The sequence below is a fragment of the Pseudomonas sp. B21-035 genome (assembly GCF_024748945.1).
In the GTDB taxonomy this organism is placed as follows: domain Bacteria; phylum Pseudomonadota; class Gammaproteobacteria; order Pseudomonadales; family Pseudomonadaceae; genus Aquipseudomonas.
Window position 1 is genome coordinate 2089908 of record NZ_CP087179.1, and the last position, 24297, is coordinate 2114204.

The window sequence follows — 24297 nt, forward strand, 5'->3', positions numbered from 1 at the left end:
GCTTAGCGGTCCACGTCAGCCATAACGAAGTCGATACTGCCCAGGTACGCAATGAGGTCCGCGACCATGCTGCCGCGGATCACCGAAGGGATCTGCTGCAGGTGCGGGTAGCTCGGGGTACGGATCCGGGTGCGGTAGCTCATGGTGCCGCCGTCGCTCGTCAGGTAGTAACTGTTGATGCCCTTGGTCGCCTCGATCATCTGGAAGGACTCGTTGGCCGGCATCACCGGGCCCCACGAAACCTGCAGGAAGTGAGTGATCAGGGTTTCGATGTGCTGCAGGGTGCGCTCTTTCGGCGGCGGCGTGGTCAGCGGGTGATCCGCCTTGTACGGGCCTTCCGGCATGTTGCGCAGGCACTGGTCGATGATGCGGATACTCTGGCGCATCTCCTCGACACGGACCATGCAGCGATCGTAGGCATCGCCGTTGTGGGCCAGCGGCACTTCGAACTCGAAGTTCTCGTAGCCGGAGTAAGGGCGGGCCTTGCGCAGGTCGAAGTCAAGACCGGTGGAACGCAGGCCGGCACCGGTGACGCCCCATTCCAGGGCCTCTTTGGTGTTGTACTGGGCAACGCCGATGGTCCGGCCCTTGAGGATGCTGTTCTGCAGGGCGGCCTTGGTGTATTCGTCGAGGCGCTTGGGCAGCCAGTCGACGAAGTCTTTCACCAGTTTTTCCCAGCCGCGCGGCAGGTCGTGGGCAACGCCGCCGATGCGGTACCAGGCCGGGTGCAGACGGAAGCCGGTGATGGCTTCGATCACGGTGTAGGCGCGCTGACGGTCGGTGAAGGTGAAGAACACCGGGGTCATGGCGCCGACGTCCTGGATGTAGGTACCCAGGAACAGCAGGTGGCTGGTGATGCGGAAGAACTCGGCGAGCATGATGCGGATCACGTCGACCTTCTGCGGCACCTGGATACCGGCCAGCTTCTCTACCGCCAGCACGTACGGCAGGTTGTTCATCACCCCGCCGAGGTAGTCGATACGGTCGGTGTAGGGGATGAAGCTGTGCCAGGACTGGCGCTCGGCCATCTTCTCGGCGCCACGGTGGTGGTAGCCGATGTCCGGGACGCAGTCGACGATCTCTTCGCCGTCCAGCTGCAGGACGATACGGAAGGCACCGTGGGCCGAAGGGTGGTTCGGGCCGAGGTTGAGGAACATGTAGTCCTCGTTGGCGCCGGAACGCTTCATGCCCCAGGCCTCAGGATTGAAGCGCGCGGCTTCTTCCTCGAGCTGCTGCTTGGCCAGGGTCAGGCTGTACGGATCGAACTCGGTGGCGCGCGCAGGGTAGTCCTTGCGCAGCGGGTGACCTTCCCAGGTCGGCGGCATCATGATCCGGGTCAGGTGCGGGTGGCCGGCAAAGTCGATGCCGAACATGTCCCAGACTTCACGCTCGTACCAGTTGGCGTTGGGCCAGATACCGGTGACGGTCGGCAGGTTGAGGTCACCTTCGCTCAAGGCCACCTTGATCATCACGTCGCTGTTCCGCTCCACCGACAGCAGGTGGTAGAACACACTGAAGTCGGCGCCCGGCAGGCCGCGGCGCTGGGTGCGCAGGCGCTCGTCGACGCCGTGCAGGTCGTAGAGCATGCTGTACGGCTTGGCGACGTGGCGCAGGAAACTCAGCACGTCCTTGAGTTTTTCGCGGGTAACCCAAAGCACCGGCATGCCGGTGCGGGTTTCCTGGGCGACGAACGCTTCGGGGCCGAATTTGTTGTTCAGTTCGACGACCACATCCTGGTCGTCAGCCTTGTAAGGCGGGATATAAATAGCGGTGTCCGCTGTCATGGTCTCGGTCGCTTTCGGTCAACGTAGAGAATGAAGCCAGGCTGCCTGTCGCGCATGCGCAGGCAACAGGTCGCTGGATCAGACTTCGTCGGGGCTGCGCAGGTTGGTGACCTGGATGCGCTGTTCACGGCGTTGCTCTTTCTGCGACGGCATCTCGGCACGGTAAATGCCTTGATCACCGACAACCCAGGAAAGAGGACGACGCTCCTGGCCAATCGACTCCTGCAACAGCATCAGGCCTTGCAGGAAGGCTTCAGGGCGAGGCGGGCAGCCAGGCACGTAGACATCCACGGGGAGGAACTTGTCGACCCCCTGAACGACCGAGTAAATGTCGTACATGCCACCGGAGTTGGCGCACGAACCCATGGAGATGACCCACTTGGGTTCGAGCATCTGCTCGTACAGGCGCTGGATGATCGGCGCCATCTTGATGAAGCAGGTGCCGGCGATGACCATGAAGTCGGCCTGACGCGGCGATGCCCGGATGACTTCGGCGCCGAAGCGGGCAATGTCGTGGGGCGCCGTGAAGGCCGTGGTCATTTCCACGTAGCAGCAGGAGAGGCCGAAGTTGTACGGCCACAGGGAGTTCTTACGCCCCCAGTTGACCGCGCCACTGAGCACATCTTCAAGTTTGCCCATGAAGATGTTCTTGTGGACCTGGTCCTCTAGCAGCGAATCGGAGACGGTTTCCCGCTCTCCGATTGGATATTGCTCGTTGGGAGCATCCGGGTCGATTCTGGTGAGATTGTATTGCATTGCCAAAGCCTCATTGTTTCAGCTTCGCTTGCCGCTTGCGACGACCTTCGGGAGCCCAATCAAGTGCCCCGACGCGCCATAGGTAGACAAGACCTGCCAACAGAATTGCTATGAAAACGAGTGCTTCGACGAATCCGGTCCAGCCGCTTTCGCGGACGGACACAGACCATGCAAAGAGAAAGAGGGCTTCGATATCGAAGATCACGAACAGCATCGCGACCAGATAGAATTTGGCTGACAGGCGCAAGCGGGCGCCGCCAGTGGGCAGCATGCCGGACTCGAAGGGTTCGTTCTTGCTGCGGCCCCAGGCCTTGCTGCCGAGCAGGGCGGACAGACCGAGCATGAAGGCACACAGGCCTACGACACCCAAAAGGAAAATGGCAAAGCCCCAGTTGTGGGCGATGAGTCCTGTCGAATCGGGCATGCTGAAAATCCTTATACAGAGACCAGTCTCTGCGGCTTGAAAAGAAGTAGAGCAGTGACGATATGTCGCAGCGGAATCTATCGCGCTGATTTTATGGGTAAACCCGGTGCAAGTAAAATTTCTGCAGCAAATTTATTCGTAAGATTAAGAACAAAAATCTTTCGTAACAGGCTGCAGGCCACGCAGGCCGGGCATTGCCCCGGGTTCTGTTAATTATGTTTCTTGTAAAACGTAATGAACCAGCAACTTCGTAATGATAATTAATATCATTTGAAGCGGTGCGTTTAGTCCTACTGTTCGAGTCAACTACAAAGTTGTGCAACATGGTCGTCACCCGCAAGTTTCCACACCCTGTGTTTTAACCTGTTTTTTCTTGCCCCGCCGCGCTCTGGATCAAGGCTTTTGCCGGTTGCCTGGTGTAGGCCGAGGCGGCAATCGCCCACTGGCCCAGCCAGTAGGCAATGATGATCAGGTACTGGGCGGCGCCGAACGGGCTGACGAAGCGGTCGATGCCGATCAGGCTGTCGGAAAACACGAAGGACACCGCGCCCAGCGCTGCCAGGCCGCCACAGGCCAGGGCGCGCCAGAGCATGGCGCTGATGGCCAGGGCGTACACGGTGACCGGTATCAGCAGTTCACCCAGGCCGGAGCTGATCAGCAGCCCCAGCAGTAACGCGCCGACAATCGCCGAACCGAGCAGGGCCGCGGGCGCCAGCTGGCGGTTCTCACCCAGGTAGCCGCGCAGGTAGGCCAGGTGCGCGCAGAGAAAGGCCGCCAGGCCAAACACAAACAGGTCGCCCGGTACGGCCAGGAGGATGTCGCCGAGCAAGGAAAAGCCCAGGCCGATGATGATCCAGCGCCGGTAGGGGGTTGGCTCTGCGGTGCTAAGCCAGTAGATCAGCGCCAGCACCGGGATCGGCTTGACCGCCAGCCCCAGCAGTGCATTGGCGCTGGCCAGTGCATATATATAGAAGGCTGCGCCCAGCAGGGCCAGGCAGAGCAGGGTGACAGGGCGGGACATGGCCGATCCTTGGTGTTGTTGTGCACCTAGCATAGCCTGTAGGAGCGGGCTTGACCCGCGATAGCGGTCAATCAGCAACATCGCTATCGCGGGGCAAGCCCGCTCCCACAAAAAACAAAACCCGGGGCCCCATCACAGGCCCCGGGTCTTGCGTGTTACCCGAATGTCAGCAACCGATCAGCGATCAGTGGAACTGCTCTTCTTCAGTCGAACCGGTCAGTGCGGTTACCGAAGACTTGCCACCCTGGATCACGGTGGTCATGTCGTCGAAGTAGCCGGTGCCGACTTCCTGCTGGTGGGCGACGAAGGTGTAGCCTTTCGAGGCGTCAGCGAACTCTTGCTCTTGCAGCTTGACGTAGGCGGTCATGTCGTTGCGGGCGTAGTCGTGCGCCAGGTTGAACATGCCGTGCCACATGTTGTGGATACCGGCCAGGGTGATGAACTGGTGCTTGTAGCCCATGGCCGACAGTTCGCGCTGGAACTTGGCGATGGTGGCGTCGTCCAGGTTCTTCTTCCAGTTGAAGGAAGGCGAGCAGTTGTACGACAGGATCTGGTCCGGGTATTCCTTCTTGATCGCTTCGGCGAAGCGGCGGGCTTCGTCCAGGTCCGGCTTGGCGGTTTCACACCAGATCAGGTCGGCGTATGGCGCGTAGGCCAGGCCGCGGGCGATGGCTTGGTCGAGGCCGGCACGAACCTTGTAGAAGCCTTCCTGGGTACGCTCGCCAACCACGAACGGCTGGTCGTACGGGTCGCAGTCGCTGGTCAAGAGGTCAGCGGCGTTGGCGTCGGTACGGGCCAGGATGATGGTCGGTACGCCGGCAACGTCGGCCGCCAGACGGGCAGCGCTCAGCTTCTGTACGGCTTCCTGGGTAGGAACCAGTACCTTGCCGCCCATGTGGCCGCATTTTTTCACCGAGGCCAGCTGGTCTTCGAAGTGCACGCCGGCGGCGCCTGCTTCGATCATGTTCTTCATCAGCTCGTAGGCGTTCAGTACGCCACCGAAACCGGCTTCGGCGTCAGCCACGATCGGCGCGAAGTAGTCGATGTAGCCTTCGTCGCCCGGGTTCTTGCCGGCTTTCCACTGGATCTGGTCAGCGCGACGGAACGAGTTGTTGATGCGCTTGACCACGGTTGGCACCGAGTCCACCGGGTACAGCGACTGGTCCGGGTACATGGATTCGGCCGAGTTGTTGTCGGCAGCCACTTGCCAGCCGGACAGGTAGATGGCCTGGATACCGGCTTTGACCTGTTGTACAGCCTGGCCGCCGGTCAGGGCGCCCATGCAGTTGACGAAATCTTTTTCTGGACGGAAGGACGGGTGTGCGCCCTGGGTGACCAGCTTCCACAGCTTCTCGGCACCCAGACGGGCCAGGGTGTGCTCAGGCTGGATCGAGCCACGCAGACGAACGACATCAGCGGCGGTGTAGGTACGGGTCACGCCTTTCCAGCGCGGGTTCTCGGCCCAGTCTTTTTCGAGGGCTGCAATTTGCTGTTCGCGTGTCAGTGCCATGGAAATAAACCTCGTCGCATCGGTCTTGGGTAAAAATTCTCGCTCTCTACTGCGCAGATCAGAAGCCTGGCAAAGGTCAGTATGGGCGAAATATGCGACGATCGAACGATGGGGCTCGAAGGGGGAAGTGAGCAGGTGGGCGAGGTTTTCGCTGCAGGGTGGCTCGTGGTTGCCGAACTGCAGTGAACAGTGCTGCCGGGTACCTTTTGATGCGCTTCCGTCCCTCGGGACAACTTCGTTCCAGTCGCAATCTCGTCAAACTGCCTTGTGGGCGGTACAGACACGAGTCGGCTCAGGTGGGTAGGTTAGAGCGCGGCTCGAAAGCCCTTGCCAGGGCCTCTGATTAGCGGGAGCGGGGCCATCATGCCTCGGCGGTTCGGGGTCGTCAAATGTTTTGTAGTGGTTTTTTATCACCACTACATCTTTCGTCTAATGGGACTCCTCAGTCAGTTTCGAGGCCTTTGGTCGAGGCCTTGATTTGTCTGGGTTCAGTCCAAAGCGTCGACTTTTACCCGCAATGTCATGTTTTCACCGCGCTGGGTGCTGTAACTGAGCGTTGAAGCACTGCGTTCGGACTGACTCTGCTGGTTGACCCCGGCCAAGGTGATCCACTCACCGAGCTTGCCGCTGACTTTTGTGTCGGTACTTTGCACCTTCACTACATCAGGACGTTCCTGGCTCATCCGGTCATTGTTGGTACTGATGTTCAGGTGCACGGTGTCGCCAGTAACGCTGGCGGTGACGTAGAAGCCCTGGGTGACGTTGCGGTATTCGGTGTCGCTCTGCACCCGGCCGTAGCCATCGGTACTGGTGCTGGTGATCGGGATGCTCTGGCCGACCTGGATCAGCGCCGGGCTGCCTTCGCTGGCTTGCACCTGTTGCAGGCCGCCTTCGCGGTTGGCGGTGCCGTAGCGGATGACCCGGGCATTGCCGCGGTTGTCCTGGAAGTTGCTGTCGTTGTTGTCGACGCTGATCAGAAGCCTGCGCGGCGCGGTGTCCAGTTGCTGCAGCAGGGTGCGCAGGTCGTCGATGCGTTCGGGTTCGGCGTTGACGATCAGTTTGTTTTCAAAGGCGCTGACGCTGCCGTCCTTGCCGATGAAGGCTTGCGCGGTGGGGAGGATTTCAGCGCTGGTGCGGTGACTCAGCGGCAGGACTTCGGTGGCGGCCAGCGCACTCAGGCTGAACGACAGAAGCAGGGAGGCGAGAAGGGGGCGTAGCGGCATGTCCATGATCTCCGCGGGTGGAGTGGACATGATGGCAAATTTGTAGGGGTTTTGCTGGCTTCATCGCGGGGCAAGTCGAGGCGTCGCACCGCAGCTCCCACCAGGCCCTGTGGGAGCGGCGGTGCGACGCCTCGACTTGCCCCGCGATGGATTATCAGGCCAGCTCGCGCGACTCGCGCACCATGTCCACGTGCGGAATGCCCGCCTCGAGGAACTCTTCGCTGACCACCTTGAAGCCAAGGCGCTCGTAGAACGGCGTGGCATGCACCTGGGCGCTGAGCATCTGCTGTTTGAGGTCGCGGTTCTGTGCTTCGACGATGACCGCTTGCATCAGCGCGTCACCGACCTTCAGCCCGCGCCAGTCCTTGAGCACCGAAACCCGGCCGATCTGGCCGTCAGGCAGCAGGCGCGCGGTGCCGATGGCGTAGTCACCTTCCATGGCGAGGAAATGCACGGCGGTGTTGTCGTCGGCATCCCACTCCAGCTCCGGCGGCACGTTCTGTTCGGCGATGAACACGGCTTCACGAATACGGCGGATGTCAGCGTTGTCTTTTTGCCAGTCGGCGAGACGGACGCGAATCTTATTCATTGGCGAACCCCAGGCTTCCTTGTTTGACCAGTTCGCAGATCAAGGTAATGCCTTGATCGTTTTCAAGCCACTGCTCAAGGTTTTCAATGTGCAACGCGTCGGCGGCGCAGATCAGCTTCAGCAGCTCGCGCAGCTCGCCCGGCAGCAGGCGGCTCTGGCCGCTGGCGAACAGCAGCAGGTTGTCATCGACTTCCGACCAGGCCAGGCGAGCGCTCGGGTTGCGGATCAGGATCGCGCCTTCGGCCAGGCTCTCGATCAGGTCGGCTTCGTCCAGCGGCTCGCCGCTGACCAGCTCCGGATAACGCGGCTCGGTCATGAACTGGCCGAACCAGGTCAGCAGCAGGCGCTCGTCACCCATGTGTTCGGTGAGCAGCTTCTTCAGGCGGTCGAGGGCATCGTGCTGGATCTGGTGCGGGTCGCTGACCGGCTCGGCATCGGCGTCGGTGTAGCGCTCTTCGTCAGGCAGGAACTGGCTGAGGAAGTCGGTGAAGTGGGTCAGCACTTCAGCGGCGCCCGGGGCGCGGAAACCTACCGAGTAGGTCAGGCAGTCATCTTCGGCAATGCCGTAGTGGGCCAGGCGCGGCGGCAGGTAGAGCATGTCGCCGGGCTCCAGGGACCACTCCTCGCTCTGTTCGAATTCAGCCAGGATGCGCAGGTCGGCGTGCTCCAGCAGCGGGCTGTCGCTGTCGCACATCTGGCCGATCTTCCAGTTGCGCTTGCCCTGGCCTTGCAGCAGGAACACGTCGTAGTTGTCGAAGTGCGGGCCGACGCTGCCGCCGGGCGCGGCGTAGCTGATCATCACATCGTCGATGCGCCAGCTTGGCAGGAAGCGAAAGTGCTCGAGCAGCTCGCCGACTTCCGGCACGAACTGATCGACCGCTTGCACCAGCAGGGTCCAGTCGCGCTCGGGCAGGGTGCTGAAGGCGTCTTCTTCGAACGGGCCGCGGCGCAGCTCCCAAGGGCGCTCGCCATGTTCGATGACCAGGCGCGATTCGACTTCTTCTTCCAGGGCCAGGCCGGCCAGTTCGTCGGCATCGATCGGGCTTTCGAAGTCCGGGAAGGCCTGGCGCACCAGCAGGGGTTTCTTCTGCCAGTAGTCGCGCATGAATTCGCGGGCAGTGAGGCCGCCCAGAAGCTGCAGAGGAGTATCAGGATTCATGTGTAACCTATTGAAAAAAAGTAATTTTCTTTCGGTAATAAAAACGCCCGGCTGAGCCGGGCGTTTACGCGCAGGGCGCAGATTAGACGCGTTTGGCTTGAGCCGCGGCATTACCGATGTAGGAGGCTGGCGTCAGCTTCTTCAGCTCGCTGCGAGCCTCTGCAGGCATGTCCAGGCCATCGATGAAGGTCAGCAGCGCTTCGGGGCTGATGCCTTTGCCACGGGTCAGCTCCTTGAGCTTCTCGTAGGGGTTCTCGATGTTGTAGCGGCGCATGACGGTCTGGATCGGCTCGGCGAGCACTTCCCAGCAGGCGTCGAGGTCTTCGGCGATACGCGCTTGGTTGATTTCCAGCTTGCTGATGCCTTTGAGGCTGGCCTCGTAGGCGATCACGCTGTGGGCGAAACCGACGCCCAGGTTGCGCAGCACGGTGGAGTCGGTCAGGTCACGCTGCCAGCGCGACACCGGCAGCTTGCTGGCCAGGTGCTGGAACAGGGCGTTGGCGATACCCAGGTTGCCTTCGGAGTTTTCGAAGTCGATCGGGTTGACCTTGTGCGGCATGGTCGAGGAGCCGATTTCGCCAGCGATGGTGCGCTGCTTGAAGTAGCCCAGGGAGATGTAGCCCCAGACGTCGCGGTCGAAGTCGATCAGGATGGTGTTGAAGCGGGCGATCGCGTCGAACAGCTCGGCGATGTAGTCGTGCGGCTCGATCTGCGTGGTGTAGGGGTTGAACACCAGGCCCAGCTCGTCTTCGATGAAAGCGCGGGCGTTGGCTTCCCAGTCGATTTGCGGGTAGGCCGACAGGTGGGCGTTGTAGTTGCCCACGGCGCCGTTGATTTTGCCCAGCAGCGGCACGGCGGCAACCTGAGCGATCTGGCGCTCCAGACGGTAGACGACGTTGGCCAGCTCTTTACCCAGGGTGGTCGGCGAAGCCGGTTGGCCGTGGGTGCGCGACAGCATCGGCACGTCGGCGAAGCGGTGGGCCAGCTCGCGGATGGCCTGGGCGATCTGGCGCATCAGCGGCAGCAGCACGCTGTCGCGGCCTTCGCGCAGCATCAGGGCGTGGGACAGGTTGTTGATGTCCTCGCTGGTGCAGGCGAAGTGGATGAATTCACTGACCTTGGCCAGCTCCGGCAGCTTGGCAGCCTGCTCCTTGAGCAGGTACTCGATGGCCTTGACGTCGTGGTTGGTGGTGCGCTCGATCTCTTTGACGCGCTCGGCGTGCTCGAGGGCGAACTCATCGGCCAGGCCGTTGAGCAGGGCGTTGGCTTCGGCGGAAAAAGCCGGAACCTCGGCGATTTGCGGGTGGGCGGCCAGGCGCTGGAGCCAGCGAACCTCGACCAGGGCGCGGAAACGGATCAGGCCGTATTCGCTGAAAATAGGGCGCAGGGCCTGGGTTTTGCCGGCGTAGCGGCCGTCAACAGGGGAAACCGCAGTGAGCGAGGAAAGCTGCATGGGGTGTTCTCGGACAGTCAGGCTTTGAAAAGGGCGCATATCATACATGAAAAACGCGCCCGGGTCGGGTGGCTGACAAATGGTCTGCCGGTAATTCTTTGGCTTTTTTGCGGGTCAAGCCCGCTCCCACAGGTTGAAGGAAGCCTCTGTGGGAGCGGGCTTGACCCGCGATGGCTTTATCAGCCACGCAACATCGGATACAGCTCTTTGAGCAGTTTGCGCCGGCTGATCACCAGCTGCCAGCGATGCCCGCCGAGCTGCCGCCACAGGCGCGCGGCGCGGATGCCGGCAAGCAGCAGGGCGCGAATCTTCGAGGCGTTGCTGGGCTGCTGCAGGTGGCGCATGTCGCCGTGCACCTGGATGCGCTGGCGCAGGGTGCTCAGGGTGTCCTGGTACAGGGCGCCGCTGGAAGCGATGACATTTTCATGCACCAGGCCGAAATGCTCGGCCTGGGACTGGATTTGCGGCAGGCGGTTGCCAATCACGTCAAGCATGTCGCCGCGCTTGGCCAGCTGGCGCTCAAGGCCCAGCATCGACAGGGCATAGCGCAGCGGCTCGCGCTGCAGGCTGCCGGGGTCGCGCTCCAGGGCGCTGGCCAGGGCGCGGTAGCCGTCGCGCAGGTTCAGGTCGTCACCGCCGAACACCTCCAGGGTGTCCTTGGGGTCGCGTACCAGCAGGCTGCCGAGCATGCAGCCAAGGTTGGCCTCGCTGGCCTGGCCGGTGCGGGCGATACGGTCGACCAGCACCGCAGCCTGGAACACGCCGCCCAGGGCGATCAACTGCTCTTGCATGGCATTCATGCGCGCGCGCTCCACGGCTCGGCGGTTTCGATCACGCCGCCGCCGAGGCAGATTTCGCCGTCATAGAACACCACCGACTGGCCTGGGGTCACGGCCCGCTGCGGCTCGTCGAACACCGCGCGGTAGCCGCCCGGGGTTTGCTCCAGGGTGCAGTGCTGGTCGCTCTGGCGGTAGCGCACCTTGGCGGTCAGGCGCCGTGGGCTGGAAAGGTCAATCGGGTTGACCCAGAAAATTTCTGAAGCGAGCAGGGCGCGGGAGAACAGCCAGGGGTGTTCGTTGCCCTGGCCGACCACCAGCACGTTGCGGGTCAGGTCTTTTTCCAGTACGTACCACGGCTCGTCGCCGGCGTCTTTCAGGCCGCCGATGCCCAGGCCCTGGCGCTGGCCAATGGTGTGGTACATCAGGCCATGGTGACGACCGATGACTTCGCCGTCGGTGGTCTGGATCTCGCCCGGCTGCGCGGGCAGGTACTGCTTGAGGAAGTCGCTGAAGCGCCGCTCGCCGATAAAGCAGATGCCGGTGGAGTCTTTCTTCTTGGCCGTGGCCAGGCCGTGTTTCTCGGCGATGGCACGGACTTCGGGTTTTTCCAGCTCGCCGACCGGGAACAGCGTGCGGGCGATTTCCTTGCCGCCGACGGCGTGCAGGAAGTAGCTCTGGTCCTTGTTCGGGTCCAGGCCCTTGAGCAGTTCGGTACGGCCATCGACGTCGCGGCGGCGCACGTAGTGACCGGTGGCGATCAGGTCGGCACCGAGCATCAGCGCGTAGTCGAGGAAGGCCTTGAACTTGATTTCGCGGTTGCAGAGGATGTCCGGGTTTGGCGTGCGTCCGGCCTTGTATTCGGCCAGAAAGTGCTCGAAGACGTTATCCCAGTATTCGGCGGCGAAGTTGGCGGTATGCAGTTTGATGCCGATGCGGTCGCACACGGCCTGGGCATCGGCCAGGTCTTCGCGGGCGGTGCAGTATTCGGTGCCGTCGTCCTCTTCCCAGTTCTTCATGAACAGGCCTTCCACCTGGTAGCCCTGCTCCATCAGCAGGAGGGCGGAGACGGAAGAGTCCACGCCGCCGGACATGCCGACGATAACGCGTGTCTTTTCGGGTTCGTAAAGTGCTGGACTGGTCATAGGTACCGGCTGTGTATCTGGAAAAAGACAACGATTCTATCAGGCTGCGGCCTTCAAGGCATCGTTGCTGTCAGTCGCGAATCAACGCCAGGCTGTGCAGCGGGCCGGCCAGGTAATCGTCGATGCAACGGGGCACCAGTTCGCTGCGCCAGCGCTCGGGGTCGGCCAGCAGCTCCTCGCGGCTCAGCCACACGGCGCGCACGATGTCGCTGTCCAGGGCCCGCTCGGGGTGGTGCTTGAGCGCCCGGGCGGCGAAGCAGATGCGCTGGTAGGTCACGCCGTTGCTGGGGGCGGTGTACAGATAGATACCGACCACGCCGGTCAGCTCGACCTCCCAGGCGGTTTCTTCGAGGGTTTCGCGGCGGGCGGCGTCGAGCAGGCTCTCGTTGGCCTCCAGGTGGCCGGCGGGTTGGTTGAAGACGTGCTTGCCGGCCTTGAATTCCTCGACCATGAGGAAGCGGCCCTGGTCTTCGATAATGGTGGCGACGGTGATGTGGGGGCGCACGGTCGATTCTCTCCCTAAGTTGTAAGTTTCAAGCTGCAAGCTACAAGTAAAAGCCGTGCGCGCAAGGCTCTTTCTTGTAGCTTGCAGCTTGAAACTCAAAGCTAAAAAAACCCCGGTGCGTGGCCGGGGTTTTTGTTTACTGCTTCAAGCTGCTTCTCTTACAGTGCGGCAATCGCGCTGTTGAAGGTCTGGCTCGGGCGCATCACCTTGCTGGTCAGCTCGGCATCCGGGTAGTAGTAACCACCGATGTCAGCCGGCTTGCCCTGGATGGCGTTGAGCTCGGCGACGATGGTCGCTTCGTTCTCGGCCAGGGCTTTTGCCAGTGGGGCGAAGCGCGCTTGCAGGGCGGCGTCGTCGCTCTGGGCGGCCAGGGCCTGGGCCCAGTACAGGGTCAGGTAGAAGTGGCTGCCGCGGTTGTCGATACCACCAACCTTGCGCGCCGGGGACTTGTTGGTGTCCAGGAACTGGCCGGTGGCCTGGTCCAGGGTCGCCGCCAGTACCTTGGCTTTCGGGTTGGCGTAGGCGTTGCCCAGGTGCTCCAGGGAGGCGGCCAGGGCCAGGAACTCACCCAGCGAATCCCAGCGCAGGAAGTTTTCTTCAACCAGTTGCTGTACGTGCTTGGGAGCCGAACCGCCGGCGCCGGTTTCGAACAGGCCGCCGTTGTTCATCAGCGGTACGATCGACAGCATCTTGGCGCTGGTGCCCAGCTCCATGATCGGGAACAGGTCGGTCAGGTAGTCGCGCAGCACGTTGCCGGTGACCGAGATGGTGTCCTGGCCAGCGCGGATGCGCTGCAGGGAAACCTTCATCGCCTCGACAGGCGACAGGACGCGGATGTCCAGGCCAGCGGTGTCATGGTCTTTCAGGTACTGCTGGACCTTCTCGATCAGCACGCCGTCGTGGGCACGCTGCGGGTCGAGCCAGAACAGCGCCGGGGTATTGCTGGCGCGGGCACGGTTGACGGCCAGTTTGACCCAGTCCTGGATCGGTGCGTCTTTGGTCTGGCACATGCGGAAGATGTCGCCGGCTTCGACGTCCTGGGACAGCAGCAGGTTGCCCTTGCCGTCAACCACGCGGATCACGCCGTCGGCCTTGGCCTGGAAGGTCTTGTCGTGGGAGCCGTACTCTTCGGCTTTCTGCGCCATCAGGCCAACGTTCGGCACGCTGCCCATGGTGGTCGGATCGAAGGCGCCGTGTTGCTTGCAGTCTTCGATAACGGCCTGGTAGATGGTGGCGTAGCAACGGTCCGGAATCACCGCCTTGGTGTCTTGCAGCTGGCCTTCGGTGTTCCACATCTTGCCCGAGTCACGGATCATCGCCGGCATCGAGGCGTCGACGATAACGTCGCTCGGCACGTGCAGATTGGTGATGCCCTTGTCGGAGTTGACCATGGCCAGGGCCGGGCGAACGTCGTAGACGGCTTTGACGTCAGCTTCGATCTGCGCCTGTTGCTCGGCTGGCAGGGCCTTGATACGGGCGTACAGGTCGCCGATACCGTTGTTCAGGTTGAAGCCGATCTGCGCCAGTACGTCGGCGTGCTTGTTCAGCGCGTCCTGGTAGTACTCGGCAACGATCTGGCCGAACATGATCGGGTCGGAGACCTTCATCATGGTCGCTTTCAGGTGGACCGACAGCAGGACGCCCTTGGCTTTGGCGTCTTCGATCTCGGCGGCGATGAATTTACGCAGCGCCTTGGTGCTCATGACCGCGCAGTCGACGATTTCGCCGGCCTTGACCGCGGTTTTTTCTTTCAGAACGGTGGTGTTGCCATTCTTGTCCAGCAGTTCGATGCGCAGGCTGTCATCGGCTTCGATCAGCGCGGCTTTCTCGCTGCCGTAGAAGTCGCCCTGGCTCATGTGCGCCACGTGGGACTTGGAGTCGGCTGCCCAGGCGCCCATCTTGTGTGGGTGCTTGCGTGCGTAGTTCTTGACCGACAGCGGTGCGCGGCGGTCGGAGTTGCCTTCACGCAGGACCGGGTTGACGGCACTGCCTTTGATGCGGTCGTAGCGCGCCTTGGCTTCTTTCTCGGCATCGCTGGCGGCGGCTTCAGGGTAATCAGGAATGTTGAAGCCCTTGGCTTGCAGTTCCTTGATCGCGGCCTTCAGTTGCGGAACCGAGGCGCTGATGTTCGGCAGCTTGATGATGTTGGCTTCTGGCGTGGTTGCCAGTTGGCCCAGTTCTGCCAGGTGGTCGGCCACTTGCTTGTCGGCGCCGAGCTGTTCAGGGAAGGCAGAAAGGATGCGGCCGGCCAGAGAGATGTCCCGGGTTTCTACGGCGATGTCGGCGGAAGCTGTGAAGGCTTCGATGACGGGGAGCAGTGAATAGGTGGCGAGGGCGGGGGCTTCGTCGGTGAAGGTGTAGATGATCTTGGATCGGGTGGGCATATTCGGGTTAACTCTCTGTTTTGCTGAGCGTGCGCAGAATCTCGAGGTGCGCAGGGTAGGCGCTTCGCTCAGACACATCCATGAGCAGAAGGTCGAAGATTCTGGGCGGTGATGGTGGATTGCATCAGTCGAGTGTCAAACGGCTGAACTGCGGTAACAGCCCAGTCTTGTCGGGGCCGCGGGTCTCGTTTCAGACGGTTCGCCCCCAGTGACCCTTTGGTCACCGGGCGAGTATACCAAAGCCTTGGTCGTATTGATCAAGATCAACCCGTCGCAGGGGCTTTTTTAGACCAAAGATGTAGGCGTTGCTGCCCCATCGCAGGGCATTTGCGCACGAGGTTCCCGTTGCCGTTCAACTGGGGTACGCTCAGGGGATCCAGATGACGAACCACACCAAAAAAAACGGAGTGCAGCATGGGATACCAGAAAATCAAGGTTCCGGCAGTCGGCGACAAAATCACCGTCAATGCGGACCATTCTCTCAATGTTCCTGATAATCCGATCATCCCGTTCATCGAAGGCGACGGCATTGGCGTAGATGTAAGCCCCGTCATGATCAAAGTGGTTGATGCTGCTGTAGAGAAAGCCTATGGGGGCAAGCGCAAGATTTCCTGGATGGAAGTCTACGCCGGTGAAAAAGCCACCCAGGTATACGACCAGGACACCTGGCTGCCCCAGGAAACCCTCGATGCGGTCAAGGACTACGTTGTCTCCATCAAGGGTCCGCTGACCACCCCGGTCGGTGGCGGTATCCGCTCCCTCAACGTGGCCCTGCGCCAGCAACTGGACCTGTATGTCTGCCTGCGCCCGGTGGTGTGGTTCCAGGGCGTGCCCAGCCCGGTGAAAAAGCCGGGCGACGTCGACATGGTGATCTTTCGCGAAAACTCCGAAGACATCTATGCCGGTATCGAATGGAAGGCCGGTTCGCCCGAGGCGACCAAGGTCATCAAGTTCCTCAAAGAAGAAATGGGCGTCACCAAGATCCGTTTCGACCAGGATTGCGGCATCGGCATCAAGCCGGTCTCCAAGGAAGGCACCCAGCGCCTGGTGCGCAAGGCCCTGCAGTATGTGGTGGACAACGACCGCAAGTCGCTGACCATTGTGCACAAGGGCAACATCATGAAGTTCACTGAAGGTGCCTTCAAGGACTGGGGCTACGAAGTGGCCAAGAACGAATTCGGCGCCGAGCTGCTCGATGGCGGCCCGTGGATGAAGTTCAAAAACCCGAAAACCGGCCGTGAAGTCATCGTCAAGGACGCCATCGCCGACGCCATGCTCCAGCAGATCCTGCTGCGCCCGGCCGAATACGACGTGATCGCCACCCTCAACCTCAACGGTGACTACCTGTCCGACGCCCTGGCGGCGGAAGTCGGCGGCATCGGTATCGCTCCGGGTGCCAACCTGTCCGACACCGTGGCAATGTTCGAGGCTACCCACGGCACTGCGCCGAAATACGCCGGCAAGGACCAGGTCAACCCTGGTTCGGTGATTCTCTCGGCCGAGATGATGCTGCGCCACCTGGGCTGGACCGAGGCGGCCGACCTGATCATCAAGGGTACCAACGGCGCCATCGCCGCCAAGACCGTGACCTACGACTTCGAGCGCCTGATGGACGGCGCAACCCTGGTCAGCAGCTCCGGTTTCGGTGAGGCCTTGATCAAGCACATGTAAGCGGCACAAGAAAACCGGCCAGTCCTTGCGGGCTGGCCGGTTTTCTTTTGTCTGATCGCCGGCTCAGGCTTCAGTCGTTTGCGGGCTGGGGGTGGGGGAGGCAGTGGTTGGTGCGGTCGCACTCTCGATTTTGACCGCATGCAAGCCTTTGGGGCCCTGGGTGATCTCGAAGCTGACGGATTGTCCGGCTTTCAGGGTTTTATAACCTTCCATCTGGATAGCCGAGTAATGTGCAAACAGATCCTCTGTTTTCCCGTCTTCATTGATGAAGCCATAGCCCTTGGCGTTGTTGAACCACTTGACTTTACCGCTTGCCATCCTCATATCCCTCTGCAAAGGACTCCATCACTGGAGTATCATCCACTCCATCCGCATATGAACCTGCGAAAATTCTGGTTGACTGCGCGGATCTTTATCGACCACGGTGGGTTCTTATTGGTTGTAACACCGTTTTGCCGATAGTCAAGGTGAGGTGACGGCTGTCCCGCGTCGCCTGTGCGGTCAACCCATAAACCAACCTGTCGAAATGATGAAATTCTTTCCATGCATGCACATAGCCAGATTCGACTAACATTCAATCAGGATCGCCCGCAATCGCATGAGGACGATGGTTCTGGCCTGGCGGTACAGGAGGCCAAACCGGCCCTGCAGGCGCCACCCATGTACAAGGTGGTTTTGTTTAACGATGACTACACACCGATGGATTTCGTCGTCGAAGTGCTCGAGGTGTTTTTTAACCTGAATCGCGAGCTGGCGACCAAGGTCATGCTGGCCGTCCACACAGAAGGACGGGCAGTGTGCGGATTGTTTACCCGTGACATCGCCGAGACCAAGGCCATGCAGGTCAACCAATACGCAAGGGAAAGCCAGCATCCGCTACTCTGTGAAATCGAGAAGGACGGTTAATCGCCGGCCACTTGGGTATGAGGTGAAGCTATGTTAAACCGCGAGCTCGAAGTCACCCTCAATCTGGCCTTCAAGGAGGCACGCTCGAAACGTCATGAGTTCATGACCGTCGAGCACCTGCTGCTGGCACTATTGGATAATGAGGCCGCCGCGACCGTTCTGCGCGCCTGCGGCGCAAACCTCGACAAACTCAAACACGACCTGCAGGAGTTCATTGACTCCACCACGCCGTTGATCCCCGTGCACGACGAGGACCGCGAGACCCAGCCAACCCTGGGCTTCCAGCGTGTATTGCAGCGCGCAGTCTTCCATGTCCAGAGCTCGGGCAAGCGTGAAGTCACCGGTGCCAACGTGCTGGTGGCAATTTTCAGCGAACAGGAAAGCCAGGCCGTGTTCCTGCTTAAACAGCAGAGCGTGGCCCGTATCGACGTGGTCAACTACATCGCCCACGGCATCTCCAAGGTGCCGGGCCATGGTGAACACTCCGAGGGCGAACAAGAAATGCAGGACGAGGACGGCGGCGAAACTTCATCGTCGGGCAATCCCCTGGATGCCTATGCCAGCAACCTCAACGAACAGGCTCGCCAAGGGCGCATCGACCCGCTGGTCGGCCGTGAGCTCGAAGTCGAGCGCGTCGCGCAGATCCTCGCCCGTCGGCGCAAGAACAACCCGCTGCTGGTTGGCGAGGCCGGTGTCGGTAAAACCGCCATCGCCGAAGGCCTGGCCAAGCGCATTGTCGACGGCCAGGTGCCGGACCTGCTGGCACAAAGCGTGGTCTACTCGCTGGACCTGGGCGCGTTGCTGGCCGGGACCAAGTATCGTGGCGACTTCGAGAAGCGCTTCAAGGCGCTGCTCAATGAGCTGCGCAAACGCCCGCAGGCGATCCTGTTCATCGACGAGATCCACACCATCATCGGGGCCGGTGCGGCCTCCGGTGGGGTAATGGACGCCTCCAACCTGCTCAAGCCGCTGCTGTCTTCGGGTGATATCCGTTGCATCGGCTCGACCACCTTCCAGGAATTTCGCGGCATCTTCGAAAAAGACCGGGCCCTGGCGCGGCGCTTCCAGAAGGTTGATGTCAGCGAGCCATCGGTGGAAGACACCGTGGGCATCCTGCGTGGGCTCAAGGGGCGGTTCGAGAGCCACCACAACATCGAGTACAGCGATGAGGCCCTGCGCGCCGCTGCCGAGCTTGCAGCGCGCTACATCAACGACCGGCACATGCCCGACAAGGCCATCGATGTGATCGACGAGGCTGGCGCCTACCAGCGCCTGCAGCCGGTGGAGATGCGCGTCAAGCGTATCGACGTGCCGCAAGTCGAAGATATCGTCGCCAAGATTGCGCGGATTCCGCCAAAACACGTCACCAGTTCCGACAAGGAGCTGCTGCGTAACCTGGAGCGCGACCTCAAGCTGACCGTGTTTGGCCAGGATGCGGCGATCGATTCGCTGGCCACCGCCATCAAGCTGTCCCGCGCCGGTCTCAAGGCGCCAGACAAGCCGGTCGGTTCGTTCCTGTTTGCCGGCCCTACCGGTGTCGGTAAAACCGAAGCGGCGCGTCAGTTGGCCAAGGCCCTGGGTGTCGAGCTGGTACGCTTTGACATGTCCGAGTACATGGAACGTCATACCGTCTCGCGTCTGATCGGTGCGCCTCCGGGCTACGTCGGTTTCGACCAGGGCGGCCTGCTCACCGAAGCCATCACCAAGCAGCCGCACTGCGTGCTGCTGCTCGATGAGATCGAGAAGGCCCACCCGGAAGTCTTCAACCTGCTGCTGCAGGTGATGGACCACGGTACCCTGACCGACAACAACGGGCGCAAGGCGGACTTCCGTAACGTCATCGTCATCATGACCACCAACGCCGGTGCTGAAACCGCTGCGCGAGCTTCGATCGGCTTCACTCATCAAGATCACTCATCCGACGCCATGGAAGTGATCAAGAAGAGCTTCACGCCGGAGTTCCGCAATCGCCTGGACACCATCATCCAGTTTGGCCGCCTCAGCCATGAGACGATCAAGAGCGTGGTGGACAAGTTCCTCATCGAGCTGCAGGCGCAACTGGAAGACAAGCGCGTGTTGCTCGAGGTGAGCGATGCGGCGCGCGGCTGGCTGGCGGCCGGTGGCTACGATGCGCAGATGGGCGCGCGGCCAATGGCGCGGCTGATCCAGGACAAGATCAAACGGCCGCTGGCCGAAGAGATCCTGTTTGGCGAACTGGCCGAGCATGGCGGTGTGGTGCACATCGACATCCGCGATGGCGAACTGGTGTTCGACTTCGAAACCACGGCTGAGATGGCGTAGCGGCCGATCGCGGGGCAAGTCGGGTCGCCGCACCGCCGCTCCCAGATGTAGGGGCGGCGGTGCGGCGACCCGACTTGACCCGCGATGCTTTTCAAAGGCCAACAAAAACGCCCGGCATTTAGCCGGGCGTTTTTGTTGGTGTCGCTTAGCGGGCGCGGTAGGTGATGCGCCCCTTGCTCAGGTCGTAAGGCGTCAGTTCGACGCGGACCTTGTCACCGGTCAGAATACGAATGTAGTTCTTGCGCATCTTTCCGGAGATGTGCGCGGTAACGACGTGCCCATTTTCCAACTCCACACGGAACATGGTGTTGGGCAGGGTGTCGACGACAGTGCCTTCCATTTCGAAGCTGTCTTCTTTCGACATGCAGTAAAGCCCTCGGTGTCCAGTTAATGGCCCGGTGCACAGCTGCGCCAGGCAAAAAAAGTGGCGTGCATTGTGCCCGAAAAATGGCCTTCAAGCCAATGATTTCAGTTCAGCGTCACCCAGCGTTGATTGATCAGCAGCTCGATGGGGCGGTACTGGGTCTTGTAGTTCATCTTTTTGCAGTTTTTGATCCAGTAACCGAGGTAGACCGCGTCCAGGCCCAGGCGCAGGGCTTCGGTGATCTGCCAGAGGATGGCAAAGCGCCCCAGGCTGCGCCGCTCTTCGTCCGGCTCGTAGAAGGTGTATACCGCCGACAGGCCGTTGGGCAGCAGGTCGGTGACCGCCACGGCCAGCAGGCGGCCGTCCAGGCGAAACTCGTAAAAGCGTGAAAACGGCAGATCGCGGACCAGGAAGGTGGAGAACTGGTCGCGGCTTGGCGGGTACATGTCGCCATCGGCGTGGCGCTGCTCGATGTAGCGCCGGTACAGCTCGAAGTATTCCTCCTTGAACGCCGGACGGGCGGGCGTCACGGTGATGTCGGCGTTGCGCTTGAGGATGCGTTTTTGCTGGCGGTTGGGCAAAAAGCGCGCAGCCGGGATCCGCGCCGGCACGCAGGCGTTGCAGTTCTGGCAATGCGGGCGATACAGGTGGTCGCCGCTGCGCCGGAAACCCATTTCCGACAGGTCTGCGTAGACGTTGACATCCATCGGCTGGCTCGGGTCGAGGAACAGCGTGGTGGCTTGCTCGTCTGGCAGGTAGCTGCAGGAATGGGGTTGAGTGGCATAAAACTTCAACCGCGCCAGCTCTGTCATGATCAACCCCTCGGGAGGTGCTTTTGTTTTAAGTGTAAGCCAGCTGGAAAAACTCGCCTAGCAAACCCAGCTGGCGCTGTTGGGCTGGTCGAGATAGCGCTGCAGGTAGTCGGCAAATGTGGCCCGGGCGATGGCGCGGGCGCCGAGGCTGTGCAGGTGGTCGGTAGGCATCTGACAGTCGATCAGGACGAATCCTGCCTGTTGCAGGTGCTCGACCAGCGCCACGAAGCCGACTTTGGAGGCGTTGTCGGCGCGGCTGAACATCGATTCGCCGAAAAACAGCCGGCCCATGGCCAGGCCGTACAGGCCGCCCACCAGCTCGCCATCGCGGCGCACCTCGACCGAATGGGCAAAGCCCTGCCGGTGCAACTGCAGGTAGGCCGCCTGCATGCTGTCGGTGATCCAGGTGCCGTCGGCGTAGGCGCGCGGTGCGGCGCAGGCGTCGATTACCGCGGCAAAGTCCTGGTCGAAGCTGACCTGGTAGTGGCCCTGGCGGATGAACTTGCGCAGCGAGCGCGACACGTGCAATTCGTCGGGGAACAGCACGGTACGCGGGTCGGGCGACCACCAGAGGATCGGCTGGCCGTCCTGGTACCAGGGGAAGCAACCATGGCGATAGGCCTGCACCAGGCGCTCGGCGCTGAGGTCGCCGCCGGCGGCGAGCAGGCCGTTAGGGTCGCGCAGGGCTTTGTCCAGCGGCGGGAAGGTCAGGGTGTCGCGGCTCAGCCAGGTCAGCATCGTGGTCCAATGATGGAGGAGGGGAGGGCGCCCAGCATGGCCTGAAAAAGCCTCGCGGGACAAGCCTACTCCTGCGGCGGTGGTGCCGTCTGGCAACTTGCTTGGGCGTTTGTTGTCACACTTGCACAAAAACACCGCATAAGCCTTTGTCACAAAAGAAAATGCGTGCTCAAATTGCTGTATAGGAAATTGGCCCCCGTTTACGCGTGTTCTGGCGTGCCGCCATGGCGGTAGGCGGGCAGTAATGTTAAAAGTAGTGGTTTGTTGACTGTTCTGTTGGGTCAATCACTGTTGGACGCGCAATGAGCGCAGGAATAGACGCGTTTTGAAGAAATCCACCGCAACACCCAGTCCCTTGCCCGTGCCGCTCTGGCGCCAGCAGCTGCACTATCGGCTCAAGGAAGGTGCGCTGATCGCCGTGGGCGCGCTGTGCCTGTACCTGTGGATGGCCTTGCTGACCTACGACCAGGCCGACCCGGGCTTCAGCCACACCAGCAACGTCGAGCAGGTGCAGAACGCCGCCGGCCGTGCCGGTGCCTACTTCGCCGACATCCTGTTCATGGTCCTGGGCTATTTCGCCTACATCTTCCCCTTGCTGCTGGCGATCAAGACCTGGCAGATCTTCCGCGAACGCCACCAGCCATGGCAGTGGAGCGGCTGGCTGTTCTCCTGGCGCCTGATCGGCCTGGTGTTCCTGGTGCTTTCGGGTGCGGCGCTGGCGCATATCCATTTCCATTCCGCCGCCAGCCTGCCGGCATCGGCCGGTGGCGCGCTGGGCGAAAGCCTTGGCGACCTGGCCAAGAACGCCCTGAACGTGCAGGGCAGCACGCTGATGTTCATCGCCTTGTTCCTGTTCGGCCTGACCGTGTTCACCGACCTGTCGTGGTTCAAGGTCATGGACATCACCGGCAAGATCACCCTCGACCTGTTCGAGCTGTTCCAGGGCGCCGCCAACCGCTGGTGGGAGGCGCGCAACGAGCGCAAGCGCCTGGTGGCGCAGCTGCGTGAGGTCGACGACCAGGTTCATGATGTGGTCGCCCCGGTAGCCCCTGACCGCCGCGAGCAGGCCAAGGCCAAGGAGCGCATCATCGAGCGCGACCAGGCCCTGAGCAAGCATGTTGCCGAGCGCGTGCAGCAACCGGCGCCGGTGATCATGCCGGCCCCGGCCAAGGCGCCGGAGCCGAGCAAGCGCGTGCAGAAAGAAAAACAGGCGCCGCTGTTCGTCGACAGCGCCATCGAAGGCACCTTGCCGCCGATCTCGATCCTCGATCCTGCCGAGAAGAAGCAGGTCAACTACTCGCCAGAGTCCCTGGCCGGGGTTGGCCACCTGCTGGAAATCAAGCTCAAGGAATTCGGCGTCGAAGTCTCGGTAGACTCGATCCACCCAGGCCCGGTGATTACCCGGTACGAAATCCAGCCGGCCGCTGGCGTCAAGGTCAGCCGCATCGCCAACCTGGCCAAGGACCTGGCCCGTTCCCTGGCCGTGACCAGTGTGCGCGTGGTTGAAGTGATCCCTGGCAAGACCACCGTCGGTATCGAGATTCCCAACGAAGACCGGCAGATCGTACGCTTCTCCGAAGTGCTGTCGTCGCCGCAATACGACGAAGCCAAGTCGCCGGTGACCATGGCCCTGGGCCACGACATCGGCGGCAAGCCGGTGATCACCGACCTTGCGAAGATGCCGCACCTGCTGGTGGCCGGTACCACCGGTTCCGGTAAGTCGGTGGGCGTCAACGCCATGATCCTGTCGATCCTGTTCAAGTCGGGCCCGGAAGACGCCAAACTGATCATGATCGACCCGAAAATGCTCGAGCTGTCGATCTACGAAGGCATTCCGCACCTGCTCTGCCCGGTGGTCACCGACATGAAGGACGCCGCCAACGCCCTGCGCTGGAGCGTCGCCGAGATGGAACGGCGCTACAAGCTGATGGCGGCCATGGGCGTGCGTAACCTGGCCGGCTTCAACCGCAAGGTCAAGGATGCCGAAGAGGCCGGCGAGCCGATCTACGACCCGATGTTCAAGCGCGAAAGCATGGACGACGTGCCGCCGCTGCTGAAAACCCTGCCGACCATCGTTGTAGTGGTCGACGAGTTTGCCGACATGATGATGATCGTCGGCAAGAAGGTTGAAGAGCTGATCGCGCGTATCGCCCAGAAGGCCCGTGCCGCCGGTATCCACCTGATTCTCGCCACCCAGCGGCCATCGGTGGACGTGATTACCGGCCTGATCAAGGCCAACATCCCGACGCGGATGGCCTTCCAGGTATCGAGCAAGATCGACTCGCGGACCATCATCGACCAGGGCGGCGCCGAGCAGTTGCTGGGCCACGGTGACATGCTCTACATGCCGCCGGGCACCAGCCTGCCGATTCGCGTGCATGGCGCTTTCGTCTCCGATGACGAGGTGCATCGCGTGGTCGAGGCCTGGAAGCTGCGAGGCGCCCCGGACTACAACGACGACATCCTCAGCGGCGTCGAAGAGGCCGGCAGCGGCTTCGACGGCGGCAGTGGCGGTGGTGACGGCGACGATGCCGAAACCGACGCGCTGTACGATGAAGCCGTGCAGTTCGTGCTGGAAAGCCGCCGGGCCTCCATCTCCGCCGTACAGCGCAAGCTGAAGATCGGCTACAACCGCGCCGCGCGGATGATCGAGGCGATGGAGATGGCCGGTGTGGTCACCGCCATGAACACCAACGGTTCGCGCGAAGTGATTGCCCCCGGGCCGTCCCGCGACTGATGATCCAACCTGCTGGCGGCCAGTGACGGCCGTCGGCCC

General features: G+C 61.7%; 21 protein-coding genes. 4 read left to right on the top strand and 17 right to left on the bottom strand.

Annotated features, from left to right (window positions below; translation table 11 throughout):
- Positions 1-2 precede the first annotated feature (2 nt).
- From nuoC to LOY22_RS09645, 13 genes are all read right to left on the bottom strand, one after another.
- On the bottom strand, positions 3-1784 hold the full coding sequence (nuoC, locus tag LOY22_RS09585) for an NADH-quinone oxidoreductase subunit C/D (RefSeq protein ID WP_195883506.1): 1782 nt from the start codon (positions 1782-1784) through the stop codon (positions 3-5).
- A gap of 78 nt (positions 1785-1862) precedes the next feature.
- On the bottom strand, positions 1863-2540 hold the full coding sequence (locus tag LOY22_RS09590) for an NADH-quinone oxidoreductase subunit B (protein WP_010220398.1): 678 nt from the start codon (positions 2538-2540) through the stop codon (positions 1863-1865).
- 10 nt (positions 2541-2550) lie between these two features.
- Positions 2551-2964 (bottom strand): NADH-quinone oxidoreductase subunit A, encoded by a 414-nt coding sequence (locus LOY22_RS09595; protein WP_010220397.1) that lies wholly within the window; start codon positions 2962-2964, stop codon positions 2551-2553.
- A 358-nt stretch (positions 2965-3322) separates the two neighbouring features.
- A complete protein-coding gene (locus tag LOY22_RS09600) occupies positions 3323-3985 on the bottom strand; it encodes a lysoplasmalogenase (protein ID WP_045201393.1) in 663 nt (220 codons plus the stop codon).
- 184 nt (positions 3986-4169) lie between these two features.
- A complete protein-coding gene (aceA, locus tag LOY22_RS09605; RefSeq protein ID WP_038996041.1) occupies positions 4170-5495 on the bottom strand; it encodes an isocitrate lyase in 1326 nt (441 codons plus the stop codon).
- Between the two features lie 488 nt (positions 5496-5983).
- Positions 5984-6748 carry a secretin N-terminal domain-containing protein gene (locus LOY22_RS09610; protein ID WP_093384911.1) on the bottom strand — a complete coding sequence of 255 codons (765 nt, stop codon included), beginning with the start codon at positions 6746-6748 and terminating at the stop codon, positions 5984-5986.
- A 124-nt stretch (positions 6749-6872) separates the two neighbouring features.
- Positions 6873-7307, bottom strand: a complete 435-nt coding sequence (locus LOY22_RS09615) for a GNAT family N-acetyltransferase (protein ID WP_038996039.1) — start codon at positions 7305-7307, stop codon at positions 6873-6875.
- A complete protein-coding gene (locus tag LOY22_RS09620) occupies positions 7300-8466 on the bottom strand; it encodes a cupin domain-containing protein (RefSeq protein ID WP_045201394.1) in 1167 nt (388 codons plus the stop codon). Before LOY22_RS09620 ends, LOY22_RS09615 begins: the two co-directional genes overlap by 8 nt.
- Before the next feature lie 82 nt (positions 8467-8548).
- Positions 8549-9919, bottom strand: a complete 1371-nt coding sequence (gene purB / locus LOY22_RS09625) for an adenylosuccinate lyase (protein ID WP_010226761.1) — start codon at positions 9917-9919, stop codon at positions 8549-8551.
- A gap of 179 nt (positions 9920-10098) precedes the next feature.
- Positions 10099-10719 (bottom strand): high frequency lysogenization protein HflD, encoded by a 621-nt coding sequence (gene hflD / locus LOY22_RS09630; protein WP_045201395.1) that lies wholly within the window; start codon positions 10717-10719, stop codon positions 10099-10101.
- Complete coding sequence (gene mnmA / locus LOY22_RS09635) at positions 10716-11840, bottom strand: tRNA 2-thiouridine(34) synthase MnmA (RefSeq protein WP_258597221.1); 1125 nt, start codon at positions 11838-11840, stop codon at positions 10716-10718. Before mnmA ends, hflD begins: the two co-directional genes overlap by 4 nt.
- Positions 11841-11910: 70 nt before the next feature.
- The gene (locus LOY22_RS09640) at positions 11911-12345 is read right to left on the bottom strand and encodes an NUDIX hydrolase (protein ID WP_082075505.1); all 435 of its coding nucleotides are present in this window, start codon (positions 12343-12345) and stop codon (positions 11911-11913) included.
- A gap of 158 nt (positions 12346-12503) precedes the next feature.
- A complete protein-coding gene (locus LOY22_RS09645) occupies positions 12504-14729 on the bottom strand; it encodes an NADP-dependent isocitrate dehydrogenase (RefSeq protein WP_258597223.1) in 2226 nt (741 codons plus the stop codon).
- Between the two features lie 414 nt (positions 14730-15143).
- Here LOY22_RS09645 and icd point away from each other — a divergent pair, with 414 nt between their 5' ends.
- The gene (gene icd, locus LOY22_RS09650; protein ID WP_045201398.1) at positions 15144-16400 is read left to right on the top strand and encodes an NADP-dependent isocitrate dehydrogenase; all 1257 of its coding nucleotides are present in this window, start codon (positions 15144-15146) and stop codon (positions 16398-16400) included.
- A 63-nt stretch (positions 16401-16463) separates the two neighbouring features.
- Here the strand turns inward: icd and cspD are convergent, their stop codons facing one another.
- On the bottom strand, positions 16464-16718 hold the full coding sequence (cspD, locus tag LOY22_RS09655) for a cold shock domain-containing protein CspD (protein WP_093384904.1): 255 nt from the start codon (positions 16716-16718) through the stop codon (positions 16464-16466).
- Positions 16719-16943: 225 nt separating this feature from the next.
- On the opposite strand from cspD, the gene clpS reads away from it, so the two are divergent.
- Together clpS and clpA are read left to right on the top strand one after the other, a co-directional pair.
- On the top strand, positions 16944-17306 hold the full coding sequence (clpS, locus tag LOY22_RS09660) for an ATP-dependent Clp protease adapter ClpS (protein WP_009400967.1): 363 nt from the start codon (positions 16944-16946) through the stop codon (positions 17304-17306).
- A gap of 30 nt (positions 17307-17336) precedes the next feature.
- Entirely contained in the window at positions 17337-19607 is a 2271-nt protein-coding gene (gene clpA, locus LOY22_RS09665) for an ATP-dependent Clp protease ATP-binding subunit ClpA (RefSeq protein WP_045201400.1), read from the top strand.
- A 145-nt stretch (positions 19608-19752) separates the two neighbouring features.
- Here the strand turns inward: clpA and infA are convergent, their stop codons facing one another.
- The 3 genes from infA to aat form a co-directional block, all read right to left on the bottom strand.
- Entirely contained in the window at positions 19753-19971 is a 219-nt protein-coding gene (gene infA, locus LOY22_RS09670; protein ID WP_002553999.1) for a translation initiation factor IF-1, read from the bottom strand.
- Positions 19972-20075: 104 nt separating this feature from the next.
- Positions 20076-20783, bottom strand: a complete 708-nt coding sequence (locus LOY22_RS09675) for an arginyltransferase (protein ID WP_045201401.1) — start codon at positions 20781-20783, stop codon at positions 20076-20078.
- 57 nt (positions 20784-20840) lie between these two features.
- Positions 20841-21521: a leucyl/phenylalanyl-tRNA--protein transferase gene (aat, locus tag LOY22_RS09680; protein WP_093384897.1), complete on the bottom strand. Its 681-nt coding sequence runs from the start codon at positions 21519-21521 to the stop codon at positions 20841-20843.
- Between the two features lie 325 nt (positions 21522-21846).
- On the opposite strand from aat, the gene ftsK reads away from it, so the two are divergent.
- Complete coding sequence (ftsK, locus tag LOY22_RS09685; RefSeq protein ID WP_045201403.1) at positions 21847-24258, top strand: DNA translocase FtsK; 2412 nt, start codon at positions 21847-21849, stop codon at positions 24256-24258.
- Positions 24259-24297 lie beyond the last annotated feature (39 nt).